Origin of the sequence: Streptomyces sp. NPDC005483, from assembly GCF_040606035.1 — a bacterium.
In the GTDB taxonomy this organism is placed as follows: domain Bacteria; phylum Actinomycetota; class Actinomycetes; order Streptomycetales; family Streptomycetaceae; genus Streptomyces.
The window spans coordinates 78,870-92,220 of sequence record NZ_JBEXEA010000022.1 but is presented as its reverse complement, the minus strand read 5'-3'; the positions used below and the strand labels follow the sequence as shown (position 1 = coordinate 92,220).

General features: G+C 69.8%; 9 protein-coding genes and 1 pseudogene. 5 read left to right on the top strand and 5 right to left on the bottom strand.

The genetic code is table 11. From position 1 onward, the window contains the following. Nucleotides 1–45: 45 nt before the first annotated feature. Both ABZT06_RS34625 and ABZT06_RS34620 read right to left on the bottom strand, forming a co-directional pair. Nucleotides 46–1,341, bottom strand: a complete 1,296-nt coding sequence (locus ABZT06_RS34625; RefSeq protein WP_355750139.1) for a M18 family aminopeptidase — start codon at nt 1,339–1,341, stop codon at nt 46–48. A gap of 87 nt (nt 1,342–1,428) precedes the next feature. After that, on the bottom strand, nt 1,429–3,255 hold the full coding sequence (locus ABZT06_RS34620) for an acyl-CoA dehydrogenase (RefSeq protein WP_355750136.1): 1,827 nt from the start codon (nt 3,253–3,255) through the stop codon (nt 1,429–1,431). 160 nt (nt 3,256–3,415) lie between these two features. Between ABZT06_RS34620 and ABZT06_RS34615 the strand changes: the two genes are divergently transcribed. The 4 genes and pseudogenes from ABZT06_RS34615 (at nt 3,416) to ABZT06_RS34600 (ending at nt 5,572) form a co-directional block, all read left to right on the top strand. Then, nucleotides 3,416–3,892 carry an SseB family protein gene (locus tag ABZT06_RS34615; RefSeq protein WP_007383404.1) on the top strand — a complete coding sequence of 159 codons (477 nt, stop codon included), beginning with the start codon at nt 3,416–3,418 and terminating at the stop codon, nt 3,890–3,892. Nucleotides 3,893–4,090: 198 nt separating this feature from the next. Beyond that, nucleotides 4,091–4,249, top strand: a complete 159-nt coding sequence (locus ABZT06_RS34610; protein ID WP_355750132.1) for a hypothetical protein — start codon at nt 4,091–4,093, stop codon at nt 4,247–4,249. A 9-nt stretch (nt 4,250–4,258) separates the two neighbouring features. Next, nucleotides 4,259–4,480: pseudogene (locus tag ABZT06_RS34605) on the top strand (MFS transporter); the annotation flags it as partial. A gap of 120 nt (nt 4,481–4,600) precedes the next feature. Continuing rightward, on the top strand, nt 4,601–5,572 hold the full coding sequence (locus ABZT06_RS34600) for a pirin family protein (RefSeq protein ID WP_355750129.1): 972 nt from the start codon (nt 4,601–4,603) through the stop codon (nt 5,570–5,572). Between the two features lie 57 nt (nt 5,573–5,629). Here ABZT06_RS34600 and ABZT06_RS34595 read toward each other — a convergent pair whose 3' ends face one another. Both ABZT06_RS34595 and ABZT06_RS34590 read right to left on the bottom strand, forming a co-directional pair. Further along, nucleotides 5,630–6,361 (bottom strand): hypothetical protein, encoded by a 732-nt coding sequence (locus ABZT06_RS34595; protein WP_355750126.1) that lies wholly within the window; start codon nt 6,359–6,361, stop codon nt 5,630–5,632. 126 nt (nt 6,362–6,487) lie between these two features. After that, a complete protein-coding gene (locus ABZT06_RS34590) occupies nt 6,488–8,638 on the bottom strand; it encodes a SpoIIE family protein phosphatase (RefSeq protein WP_355750124.1) in 2,151 nt (716 codons plus the stop codon). 141 nt (nt 8,639–8,779) lie between these two features. Between ABZT06_RS34590 and aspS the strand changes: the two genes are divergently transcribed. Further along, nucleotides 8,780–10,543: an aspartate--tRNA ligase gene (aspS, locus tag ABZT06_RS34585; protein WP_355750122.1), complete on the top strand. Its 1,764-nt coding sequence runs from the start codon at nt 8,780–8,782 to the stop codon at nt 10,541–10,543. A 126-nt stretch (nt 10,544–10,669) separates the two neighbouring features. Here the strand turns inward: aspS and ABZT06_RS34580 are convergent, their stop codons facing one another. Beyond that, the gene (locus ABZT06_RS34580; protein ID WP_355750119.1) at nt 10,670–13,195 is read right to left on the bottom strand and encodes a VCBS repeat-containing protein; all 2,526 of its coding nucleotides are present in this window, start codon (nt 13,193–13,195) and stop codon (nt 10,670–10,672) included. Between the last annotated feature and the right edge of the window lie 156 nt (nt 13,196–13,351).

The following is a 13,351-nucleotide window of genomic DNA, read 5'->3' as shown; positions in this document are numbered from 1 at the left end:
CGCACTCCCAAATATTTCCCAGCACTGTCAGCTGGCAGTAGTTCCCTACCCCTCCAGGAAGGACACCAGAGCGTTCGCCAGCAGATGCGGGTCGTCCGCGCCGCACAACTCCCGGACGCTGTGCATGGACAGGATCGCCACCCCGATGTCGACGGTCTTGATGCCGTGCCGGGCCGCGGTGATCGGGCCGATCGTCGTGCCGCAGGGCATGGAGTTGTTGGAGACGAAGGACTGGAAGGGCACGTCCGCCCGCTCGCAGGCGGCGGCCCACACGGCACGGCCCGAACCGTCCGTGGCGTAGCGGTTGTTGACGTTGACCTTGAGGATCGGGCCGCCGTTGACGCGCGGGTGGTGCGTCGGGTCGTGCCGCTCCGCGTAGTTGGGGTGCACGGCGTGCCCGGTGTCGGAGGACAGGCAGACCGTCCCCGCGAAGGCCCGCGCCCGGTCCTCGTACGACCCGCCGCGCGCGAACACAGAGCGCTCCAGGACCCCGCCGAGCAGCGGCCCGTCCGCGCCGGTGTCCGACTGCGAGCCGTTCTCCTCGTGGTCGAAGGCGGCGAGGACGGGGATGTACGGCAGCCCGGGAGTGCCGGACACCGCGGTCAGGGCGGCCACTCCCGCGTGCACGGACAGCAGGTTGTCCATCCGGGGCCCGGCCACCAGCTCCTTGTCCCGGCCCAGGTAGGCGGGTGCCTCCACGGAGTGCGTCATGAGGTCCCAGCCGGTCACCTCGCCCGCGCCGAGCCCCAGTTCCTCCTCCAGGAAGGCGATCAGGTCGCCGTCGCGCACGTCGTGGCCGAGGCCCCAAATGGGCTGGAGGTGCCGCTGCTTGTCGAGCTTGAGCCCGTCCGACGACACCGCGCGGTCCAGGTGGATCGCGAGCTGGGGGACTCTGAGGAGCGGCCGGTCCACGTTCACCAGCCGCGTCGAACCGTCCCGCAGCGTCAGCCGGCCGGCCAGCCCCAGGTCACGGTCGAGCCAGGAGTTCATCAGGGGACCGCCGTAAATCTCCACGGCGACCTGGCGCCAGCCGTGCGCCCCGGCGTCCGGCAGCGGCTTGACCCGCAGGTTCGGGGAATCGGTGTGCGCGCCGACGATGCGGTACGGCGTGTGGGGCGCCGCGTCCTCGGGGACGTACCAGGCGATGATCGCGCCGCCGCGCAGCACGTACTTGCCGCCGCTCGACCCGTCCCAGGCGTCCGTCTCCGCGACCTGGCGGAAACCGGCCTTCTCCAGCCGCTCGGCGGCGTTCGCCACCGCGTGGTACGGCGTGGGGCTCGCCGCCAGGAAGGTCATGAGGTCGTCGGTGTGGCCGCGGTCGAAGCGGTGGGGTGCGCTCATGGGGTTCACCTTAACGACGTACGAGAGCCCGCTCCGGCGATGGGAGCGGGCTCTCGTGAGGAGGCTGTGCAGCTGTACAGGTGTGTCCTAGAACGCGGCCTCGTCCAGCTCCATCAGGTCCAGCTCGACGCCCTCGGCGATCTTGCGGGCCAGGGTGACGCCGGGCAGCACGTTGGCCGCGAAGAACTTCGCCGCCGCGATCTTGCCGGTGTAGAACGACTTGTCCTTCGCGGAGGCGGTCTCCAGCTTCTCGGCGGCGATCGCGGCGCCCTTGAGGAGCAGGTAGCCGACGACGACGTCACCGGAGGCCATCAGCAGGCGGGTGGTGTTGAGGCCCACCTTGTAGATGTTCTTGACGTCCTGCTCGGTGGCCGCGAGGTCGGTCAGCATCAGGCCGACGATGGCCTCCAGCTCCACGGCCGCCTTGGCGAGGTGCTCGCGGGCGCCGGCCAGCTCCTCGCCGCCGGTGCCGAGGGCGAGGAACTTCTTGATGTCCTCGGCGAGCGAGTTCAGTGCGGCGCCCTGGTTGCGGACGATCTTCCGGAAGAAGAAGTCCTGGCCCTGGATCGCCGTGGTGCCCTCGTACAGGGTGTCGATCTTGGAGTCCCGGATGTACTGCTCGATCGGGTACTCCTGCAGGAAGCCGGAGCCGCCGAAGGTCTGCAGGGACTGGGAGAGCAGCTCGTAGGCCTTCTCGGAGCCGTAGCCCTTCACGATCGGCAGGAGCAGGTCGTTGAGGGCGTTCTCGACGGAGACGTCCTCGCCGTTCGCCTCCTTGACCTGGATCTCGTCCTGGACGGCCGCGGTGTACATCACCAGGGCGCGCATGCCCTCCGCGTACGCCTTCTGCGTCATCAGCGAGCGGCGTACGTCGGGGTGGTGGGTGATGGTGACCTTGGGCGCGGTCTTGTCCATGAAGTTGGCCAGGTCCGGACCCTGGACGCGCTCCTTGGCGTACTCCAGCGCGTTGAGGTAGCCGGTGGAGAGGGTGGAGATCGCCTTCGTGCCGACCATCATGCGGGCGAACTCGATGATGCGGAACATCTGGCGGATGCCGTCGTGCTTGTCGCCGATGAGCCAGCCCTTGGCGGGGTGGCGGTCGCCGAAGGTCATCTCGCAGGTGTTGGAGGCCTTCAGGCCCATCTTGTGCTCGACGTTGGTGGCGTAGACGCCGTTGCGCTCGCCCAGCTCGCCGGTCTCGAAGTCGAAGAGGTACTTGGGGACGAGGAAGAGCGAGAGCCCCTTGGTGCCGGGACCGGCACCCTCGGGCCGCGCGAGCACGTAGTGGAGGATGTTCTCCTCCATGTCGTGCTCACCGGACGTGATGAAGCGCTTGACGCCCTCGATGTGCCAGGAGCCGTCCTCCTGCTGGACCGCCTTGGTGCGGCCGGCGCCCACGTCCGAGCCGGCGTCCGGCTCGGTGAGGACCATGGTGGAGCCCCACTGCTTCTCCACGGCGATCTTCGCGATGTGCTTCTGCACGTCGTTGCCCTCGTCGAAGAGGATGCCCGCGAAGGCCGGGCCGGAGGAGTACATCCACACGGCCGGGTTGGCGCCGAGGATCAGCTCCGCGTAGGCCCAGATCAGGGAGCGGGGCGAGGTGGTGCCGCCGATCTCCTCGGGCAGGCCGAGCCGCCAGTACTCGGAGTCCATGAAGGCCTTGTAGCTCTTCTTGAAGGACGCCGGGACCGGAGCGGTGTTCGTCTCGGGGTCGAAGACCGGCGGGTTGCGGTCGGCGTCCGCGAAGGACTCCGCCAGCTCGTTCTCCGAGAGGCGGGTCAGCTCCTCCAGGATGCTCTTCGCGGTCTCGACGTCCATCTCCGCGAACGGCCCGGTCCCGTACAGCTTGTCGCGCCCGAGTACTTCGAAGAGGTTGAACTCGATGTCGCGCAGATTCGACTTGTAGTGCCCCATGGCGACGGCTCCGTTAAGAGTTCGGCGAGGCACTTGGTTCCTCGCGCTAGTTCACGTACCAACAAGTAGCTACGATGATGCTACCCGTCGGTAATAAGTCGCAACCCCGATCCGGCCATCTGTGACCGAGCCCTCGTGCGGGGTCAGTACTCTTTGTGCCATGTACGGCTACGACCAGAACGCTGGTGCCCAGCAGCAGTACGGCGTCCCGCCGCAGCAGCCCATGGCCGGCGGTGTGGGCGGGTACGGCCAGCAGCCGCCGCTGTACCCCGAGCCGTCCCCGCCGTCCCTCGCGGACGCGGTGCGTGCCTTCACCACGGGGCAGCTGTCGGCGGAGGACTTCCAGCAGGTCTTCGCCACGTCCAAGGTCTACTGCCCGCGCGGCGACAACCCCGGGTTCCTCGCCCTGCACAACACCCAGCAGCCGGTGATCCCCATGTTCACCACGCTCAAGGAACTGCGGCGGTACGCGGGCAAGGAGTCCAAGTACTTCGTCATCACCGGCGCGGAGGTCCTCGACCTGCTGCCGACCGGGTACGGGTTCGTCCTCGACATGGAGGGGGAGCACCGGATCGTGTTCGACGCGAAGGCCGTGGAGCAGATGGTCGAGTTCGCGATGCGGCGGATGTACGGGTAGATCCTGGTGGGCCTGGTGGGCCTGCTATCTCGGCAGCCGTAGTGCCAGGCCGTCCAGTACGACGTCCAGGGCTGCCGCGAACTTCGCCTCCCTCAGGGCCGCCGGGTCCGGCATGGCCGCTTCCTCCGTCTCGGCGTAGCCCTGGGCCAGATGGCCGTGGGGGCCGTGGCCTGCTGGACCGCGGGCAGGAGGCGGGCGATGAGGCCCGACTCGGAGTCGCCGGAGCGGGCGACCGTGGTGAGCCAGGCGGCCTCCGTGGTGCTCATGCCGATCACCTACGACAGCACCGCGTCGATCGCGGTGGCGGGATCCGGGAAACCGGCGGCCGTGAACGGGGCCGCCAGCCGCTCCGAGTAGGACATGAGGCCCGAGGGGACGCCGGAGCAGGCGAGGCACTCGATCGCCGCAGCCATCGCCCTGAAGGACCCGGGTCCGGTGGCGGCGGCCCGCGAGGCCTTCACCCCCTCCATGTCGACGACCTTCACGGTCAGTGCGGTCGGCGTTCTGGCGGCGGCACTGCTGGTGATGCGGGAGGGCCGGCCGGCACCGGAGAAGGCTGCCGAGAGGGAACCGGAACTCGCCGCCTGACCTCTTCAGGGGGTGCGAGGTCTCGGAGAAGCCTGGAGGGAATGCCCTCCGGGCTTCTGCCGTTAGAGGTGGCAGAAAGTTCAACGCTCAACTAAACTCGATCCACAAGGAGGTACCGACATGCCTGCAGTGACTGTCGACAACCCGCTGACCCTGCCGCGCGTGGCCGCGACGGCGGACGCGGTGGCCCGTCCCGTCCTCGGCGTGACGACCGCGCCGAGTGGCTTCGAGGGTGAGGGGTTCCCGGTGCGCAGGGCGTTCGCCGGGATCCATTACCGGCACCTCGACCCGTTCATCATGATGGATCAGATGGGCGAGGTGGAGTACGCGCCGGGCGAGCCCAAGGGCACGCCCTGGCACCCCCACCGCGGCTTCGAGACCGTCACGTACATCATCGACGGGATCTTCGACCACCAGGACTCCCAGGGTGGTGGCGGCACCATCACCAACGGCGACACCCAGTGGATGACGGCCGGCTCGGGTCTTCTCCACATCGAGGCGCCGCCGGAGGCGCTCGTCACGTCCGGCGGTCTCTTCCACGGCCTCCAGCTGTGGGTGAACCTGCCTGCCAAGGACAAGATGATGGCGCCGCGCTACCAGGACATCCGGGGCGGCAACGTGCAGCTGCTGTCGACGCCGGACGGCGGCGCGCTGCTCCGCGTCATCGCCGGTGAGCTGGACGGGCACGCTGGTCCCGGCATCACCCACACGCCGATCACCATGATCCACGCGACCGTGGCGCCGGGTGCCGAGATCACCCTTCCGTGGCGTGAGGACTTCAACGGTCTGGCGTACGTGCTGGCGGGCCGCGGTTCGGTGGGTGCGGAGCGCAGGCCGATCCAGCTGGGCCAGACGGCGGTCTTCGGGGCCGGTGGCTCCCTGACGGTCCGCGCGGACGAGAAGCAGGACTCCCACACGCCGGACATGGAGGTCGTGCTCCTCGGCGGACAGCCCATCCGTGAGCCGATGGCCCACTACGGCCCGTTCGTCATGAACACCCGTGAGGAACTCCAGCAGGCGTTCGACGACTTCCAGAAGGGGCGTCTGGGGACGATCCCGGCCGTGCACGGGATGTCTGAGGGCGGCCTGTAAGGCCAGGACGCCCAGCCGGGCCGACAAGACCTCAAGCCGCAGATTCCGTCTGCGGCTTCAGGCCGCGTCTTCGGGCTTCTCCCAGGTGGTGACATCCATGGTGACGGACGACAGGCCGCCGACGTAGTTCACGTCGTTCGTCTGCCAGCCGAGGACGGTGATGGCGGCGACCCGGTTCTCGTCGGTGAGCACGCAGGCCGTGAGCCCCTTGCGGATGTTCTTCTGGTCGATGGCGAACCCGAAGTCGGTGGCCGCGGCGCAGCTCTCGGCGGTCGCGGGGCCGTTGACGGCGGCGAGGTCGCCGTTCTCGCCGACGATGGTGTAGCCGTCGTGGGCGTTCGCCGGCAAGGAGAAGATGATGTCGGACGAGCCGTTGATGAAGTCCAGATCCACGTTGGCCCCGGATCGCAGGACGACCTTGCGGTGCTCCCGTACCGCCGCCGCCTGCGCGCCTGCTGCCTGAGTGACCTCCGGCGCCGGGGACGTCGGCGGCGCGGAATTCGGCGGCGTCGACGTGTCGGTGCCGACTCCGTTCGAAGTGGCGATCGTGCTCGGTGTCCCGCTGCCACCGCTCGAGTTGCCCTGACTCTGACCGGTCAGCGCCAGGTAGGTCGCCGAGCCGGCCGCGGTCAGCACCGCGAGGGCGATCAGGGCTTTGGTCGAACCCTTGAACGAGAATCCGCCGGTCCCCAGCTTGATGTGGTTGGAGGGGTCACGTTGGGCGCCTTCGTACGACATGGAGAACGAGGACCCCTTGCCACGGTCCTTCGAGGATGCGGGCTTGCCCATGCGACTTCCTTGCGTGCGGTCGGATCGCGGCCAGGGCACTCATCGTGCAGGGGGTCCGGTAGCCGTCGCCGCCAGTCGCTCGGTGCACACCCGAAAGGGTGACGACGTGGCGAGCATTGACGCGTTCTACGCGGAGGGCTCGCCCGAGGACTCGTAGAGCTCGAACCAGATGCTCTTGCCCTCGCCCTGGGGGTCGACCCCCCACGCGTCCGCCAGCAGTTCGATCAGCATCACGCCGCGGCCCGAGGAGGCCAGTTCGCCGGGGCGGCGCTTGTGCGGGAGCTCGTCGCTGGTGTCGGTGACCTGGATCCGCATCCGGCGCTCGCCCGTCTCCCCGCGGACCTCCGCGAGCAGCAGCGCGTCGGCGTCGGTGTGGACGAGGACGTTGGTCAGCATCTCGGACAGCAGCAGGACCGCCGAGTCGACCTGGTCGGCGGAGGTCCAGTCGTGCAGCAGTTCGCGCAGTTGCTGACGCGCCACCCCGACCCGTTTGGGTTCCGCCTGGGCCACCGAGAGCATGGTGCGGCGGACGGTCGGCGCCGCCACGGCCGTGTCCCCGCTGCGGGCCCCGCCGTGCCGGCACAGCAGCAGGACCGCGATGTCGTCCTCGCGGCGGTCCACGAGGGGACCGGTGGTGTGGTGGGAGGAGGGGCCGTGCACGGCCTGGACCAGGGCGTCGGCGAGTTCCTCCATGTCGCCGTCGTGGGACTCCAGGATGCCGCGGATGCGCTTCCAGCCGGTCTCGAAGTCGTGGCCGCCGGTCTCGATCAGTCCGTCGGTGCACAGCAGCAGGGTTTCGCCGGGCTCCAGGTCGATACGGGTCGTGGGGTAGTCGGCGTCCGGGTCGATGCCCAGCGGGAGGCCGCCGTCCGTGCGGCGGGCCAGAACGGTGCCGTCGGCCTTGCGGGTCGCCGGTTCGGGATGGCCTGCCCGGGCCACTTCCAGGACGCCGGTCACCGGGTCGACCTCGACGTACAGGCAGGTCGCGAAGCGCGTGTCGGAGGGGTCGTCGACGCCGTACGTCATGCCGTTGAGGAAGCGTGAGGCGCGGGAGAGGACCGCGTCCGGGCGGTGGCCCTCGGCGGCGTAGGCGCGCAGGGCGATGCGGAGCTGGCCCATCAGGCCCGCCGCCCGTACGTCATGACCCTGCACGTCCCCGATGACCAGGGCGAAGCGGCCTCCCCCGGACTCCTTGCGGGAGGTGCCGCCGGGCAGCGGGATCATGTCGTACCAGTCGCCGCCGACCTGGAGGCCGCCGCCGGTGGGGACGTAGCGGGCGGCGACGGTCATGCCGGGTATCTCGGGGCCGAGGGTGGGGAGCATCGAGCGCTGGAGTCCGTCGGTCAGCTCGCGCTCCGACTCGGCAAGACCCGCGCGGGACAGGGCCTGCGCCAGCATGCGTGCCACCGTGGTGAGGACCGAGCGCTCGTCGGGTGTGAACGCGACCGGGTAGGCGAAGCCCGCCATCCACGCGCCCATCGTGCGGCCGGCCACCGTCAGCGGCAGGAACGCCCAGGACTGCCGGTCGAAGTGCTGGGCGAGCGGCCAGGTGACCGGGTAGCGGGAGCGGTAGGCCTCCGGGCTGGAGAGATAGACGGCACGGCCGCTGCGCACGACCTCGGCGGCCGGGTAGTCCGTCTCCAGGGACATGTGGGAGAAGGGGTTCTCGTCACCGGGCCGCTGGCCGTGGTGGCCGATGATCGTCAGACGGTCGCCCTCGACGCCGAAGACGGCCAGGCCGTCGGGGCTGAAGCCCGGCATGGACAGGCCCGCGGCCACCCGCAGCACCTCGGCGGTGGAGCGGGCCTCGGCCAGGGCGCGGCCCGCGTCCAGCAGGAAGGCCTCGCGGGAGCGGCGCCAGTCACCGGTGACGGCGGTGCGACCGGCGGGGGTGCCGGGGGTCGGCTCGGTGACCTCTTGAAGGGTGCCGATCAGTTGGAACGACTTCTTTTCCCTGTCGTACGACGGCTTGGAGCGGCTGCGTACGGTTCGGGTGACGAGGCCCCGCTCGTCCATGATCCTGATCCGGACCTCGGCGAGCGTGTCCTCGGCGACGGCGAGTCCGACGACGCTGATGATCTCGTTCCAGTCGACCGGGTGCAGACGGGCCCTGGCCTGGGCCTCCGTGAGGGTGGCCGGTGCGGGGGGCAGGCCGAGCAGCCGAGCGGCCTCGGCATCGACCGTGACCAGTTCGGTGGCGGTGTCCCAGTGCCACAGGCCGGTCGCGAGGGCGGTGAGGACGTCCCCCACGGCGGGCAGGGGCTCACCAGTGTGCATTGCCCCACTTTAAGAACAGGAGATCCGGGAGTGCCACTGTTGGCCGAGTCGTAATGATGGGGAGGCGATCTCGGGGCCCCGGTAGGCTGGGGGTGTTTCACGTGAAACACCCCCCGATCCGCGAAGGCTGGATGAACGACGATGCATCGGTACAGGTCCCACACCTGCGGCGAGCTCCGCTCCTCTGACGTCGGCACCGACGTCCGACTGAGTGGCTGGCTGCACAATCGGCGCGACCTGGGCGGCATCCTCTTCATCGATCTGCGTGATCACTACGGCATCACGCAGCTGGTCGCCCGCCCGGGCACGCCCGCGTACGAGGCCCTCGACAAGCTGACCAAGGAGTCCACGGTCCGCGTCGACGGCAAGGTCGTCTCCCGCGGCACCGAGAACGTCAACGCGGACCTGCCCACCGGTGAGATCGAGGTCGAGGTCGGCGAGGTCGAGCTGCTCGGCGCGGCCGCCCCGCTGCCGTTCACGATCAACACCGAGGACGGGGTCAACGAGGAGCGGCGCCTGGAGTACCGCTTCCTCGACCTGCGTCGCGAGCGCATGCACAAGAACATCATGCTGCGGTCGTCGGTGATCGCCTCGATCCGCTCGAAGATGGTCGCCCTCGGCTTCAACGAGATGGCCACCCCCATCCTGTCCGCGACCTCTCCCGAGGGCGCCCGTGACTTCGTGGTCCCCTCGCGGCTGAACCCGGGCAAGTTCTACGCCCTCCCGCAGGCGCCGCAGCAGTTCAAGCAGCTGCTGATGATCTCCGGCTTCGACCGCTACTTCCAGATCGCGCCCTGCTTCCGGGACGAGGACGCGCGCGCGGACCGGTCGCCGGGCGAGTTCTACCAGCTCGACGTCGAGATGAGCTTCGTCGAGCAGGAGGACGTCTTCCAGCCGATCGAGAAGCTCATGACCGAGCTGTTCGAGGAGTTCGGCAACGGCCGTCACGTCACGTCCCCCTTCCCGCGGATCCCGTTCCGCGAGGCGATGCTGAAGTACGGCTCCGACAAGCCGGACCTGCGCGCGCAGCTGGAACTCGTCGACATCACCGACGTCTTCGAGGGCTCGGAGTTCAAGGCGTTCGCCGGCAAGCACGTGCGGGCGCTGGCGGTGCCGGACGTCTCCGCTCAGCCGCGGAAGTTCTTCGACCAGCTCGGTGACTACGCCGTCTCGCAGGGGGCCAAGGGCCTGGCCTGGGTGCGGGTGGCCGAGGACGGTTCGCTGTCCGGCCCGATCGCGAAGTTCCTCACCGAGGAGAACGTCGCCGAGCTGACCAAGCGTCTGTCGCTGGCCGCCGGTCACGCCGTGTTCTTCGGCGCGGGCGAGTTCGACGAGGTCTCGAAGATCATGGGCGCGGTCCGCGTCGAAGCCGCCAAGCGTGCCGGGCACTTCGAGGAGAACGTCTTCCGGTTCTGCTGGATCGTCGACTTCCCGATGTACGAGAAGGACGAGGAGACGGGCGCGATCGACTTCTCGCACAACCCGTTCTCCATGCCGCAGGGCGGTCTCGAGGCCCTGGAGACCCAGGACCCGCTGGACATCCTCGGCTGGCAGTACGACATCGTCTGCAATGGCGTCGAGCTGTCCTCCGGCGCGATCCGGAACCACGAGCCCGACATCATGTTGAAGGCCTTCGAGATCGCGGGCTACGACCGTGAGACCGTCGAGGAGAAGTTCGCGGGCATGCTGCGCGCCTTCCGCTTCGGCGCCCCGCCGCACGGCGGCATCGCCCCCGGCGTCGACCGCATCGTCATGCTCCTCGCGGACGAGCCCAACATCCGCGAGACCATCTCCTTCCCGCTCAACGGCAACGCCCAGGACCTGATGATGGGCGCGCCCACGGAGCTGGAGGAGGCCCGGCTGAGGGAGCTGCACCTGTCGGTGCGCAAGCCGCAGCCGAAGTAGGCGTCAGGCAGGGCGAGAAGGGCTCGGAACCGGTGCCGGTTCCGAGCCCCGAACACGTACGAGGCGCCCGGGACCGTGTGGTCCCGGGCGCTCTGTGTACGGTGCCGCCGGCGGCGAACCCCTCCGCTAGGAAAGGGACTTGTAGCCCTGCCAGCCGGTCGAGATCTTCGCCCGTGCCCCGAACGACCCCTTGCCGTCACCGTTGTTGCGCCACAGCACACCGCCGGTGTCGCGGGAGACGAGGTCCGCCTTGCCGTCGCCGGTGATGTCCCCGACGCCGACGACGACGTTGTAGGAGCCACCCCAGTTGGTGAAAAGCTTCACGCGGGCCTTGAAGGCGCCGCTGCCGGTGCCGTCGTAGCGGTAGAGGGTGTTGGACGCGTCCTGGGCGAGCAGGTCGCCGATGCCGTCGCCGTTGAGGTCGCCGGCGCCGACGATCTTCTTGTAGCCCTTCCAGTTGTCGTAGAGCTTCACGCGGGCGGAGAGCTTGCCGGTGCTGGTGCCCTGGTAGAGGTAGACCGTGCCGGTGGAGGCGTTGCGCGCGACGAGGTCCGGGCGGCCGTCGCCGCTGAGGTCCCCGGGCGAGGTCAGGACGTCGTACTGGTTCCAGCCGCTGGTGCCGAGTGAGGTGTACGACGTCGACGGCTTGACCGCCGTCCCGCAGCCGGGCTTGTACAGGCGCAGGGCGCCGCTGCTCAGCCGGACCAGGACGTCGTTGCAGCGGTCGCCGCTCAGGTCGCCGAAGGGAATCGCCTTGATGGTGGTGGGCCAGCCGCTGCCGCTGACCTTGGTCGAGAGGGCTCCCGTGGAGGCCTTGCCCATCTGGAAGGTGAGCGCGCCCGAGGAGTTGAGGGTGAGGAGGTCGCCCGTGCCGTCGGGGGTGGCCGAGGCGCCGCCGAAGTCACGGGCGACGGCCGCGCCGCCGGTGACGGTGACCGTGCCGGAGGCGAGCTTCACGGGTGAAGCAGCGTCCTCCTGGGTGGCCCTGAGAGTCCAGGTCAGGGGGCCGTTGGCAGCGTAATCACCTGCTGTCGCACGGCCGTTCCAGCTCGCGGTGACGCTCAGGCCGGTCGTCGAGCCGGTGAGTGTCCGGACGGTCCGGCCGGCCCTGTCGGTGAGCGTCACGGACCAGGACGAGGTGGGCCTGCTCACCGTCCAGGTGGGCGCCCAGGCGTTGCTCGTGGTAGTGGTGCCCTTGAGCGGGGCGGTCGCCGGGACGCTCGAACCACTGACGGCGAGCGCGGGCCAGGCGGTACGGCTGCCGAACAGGTGCCAGTTCGAGCTGTTGCTCGTGGCGCCGGACCAGACGGCACTGGCACGGCCGTCCTCACCGACACTGACTTGGCCGAGGACGTAGGCGAACGACGAACCCGGCAGCGCGGTCGGGCTGCTCCACGCACCGTCGCGGCGCACCGACTCCACCAGCGCGCGCTGGCCACTGACGGTCTGCGGCCACAGGGCGTGCACGGTGCCGTCGTCGGCGATATCGGCGTCCCAGGCTTCCGGGACATAGGACGTGGACAGCGTCTGCACGGCCGACCAGGTGCCGGTGGCGGCGTCGCGGGTGGCGGTGCGGGTGCCGAAGGTCGTGGTGTAGTCGACCCAGACGAGGGTGACGTCGCCGTCGGGCGCGATGAGCGGCTCGGGCGTGCCGGCGAGGTCGTCGGTGGCGGTGACCGTCTCGGGAGCGGCCCAGGCGCCGTCGGCGGACCGCGCGGCGGTGAGGATCGACTGGTCCTCGGACTCGTCGGTGCCCTCGTACGCGACGGTCACGGTGCCGTCGTCGGCCGCACTGACCTCGGGGTCGCTGATCGACTGGTAGCTCGGGGTCGCGGCGGCGGGCGCGGTCCACGTGGTGGCGCCGGGCGCGCGCGAGACCGTGCGCACCGAGGCGGACGGGCCGTCGGTCTGCTTCCACACCACGACGACAGTGCCGTCGGAGGTGACGGCGACGCTCGGCGAGTGGGCGCTGTCGGCGCCGTCCGCGACCGTGTCGCTGAGCTGTGCGGGTGCCGACCAGGTGCCGTCGGCGCTGCGGGTGCGGGTGTACACCTCCCACGGAGAGCCGCCGGAGTCGGTGCGCACGCTCCAGACCGCGGTGAGTGTGCCGTCGGGTGCCTCTGCGAGGTCGATGCCGCCGTCGCCCCAGGCCGTGTCGGTGCCGACGAGTTCGACGGGCGTGGACCAGTCCGAGTGGTCGGCGGAGAGCATGGAGGTGACGACCCGGCTGTCGAAGGGTCCGGCGCCGGGCGAGGTCTCGTCCGGGTACTCCGTCCACACCGCGGTGACCGTGCCGTCGGCGGAGGTGTGCAGCTTGACGCCGCCGCCCTCGTCCGGGGTGGTGGTGAGCAGGGCCGGCGTGCCCCAGGTGTCGCTGCCGGCGGGGCGGACTGCGGCGTAGAGCTTGCGCTCGGTGCTGTCCGTGTCCGCGAACTGGTTCCACACCGCGACGGCGGATCCGTCGGCGGCGGTGACCAGGTCCTTGACGTAGGTGTCGGTGTCGGCGCCGGTGACGGCGGTGGCCGAGGTCCACGGGACGGCCGGGGCCGCCACGGCCGAGGTCGTCGGAAGTACGGCGCCGCCCGCCAGAGCCAGTGTCACCGACGAGATCGCGACTGCCAGACGGCGGCGCGACAGGGCGTATCTGCCCATGTGGGTTTCCCTCCCCGCGAGGGCCCCCGCCCTCGCACAAGTGATCGGACGCTATCAGCGTCAGGGCCGGTCGCGGCGGGTGGGGCGGCGGCCCGGAAAATTCTTTCCCGGACACGGCAACCCCCTTGACCCCGGCGGCTACTTGAGGACGGAAGC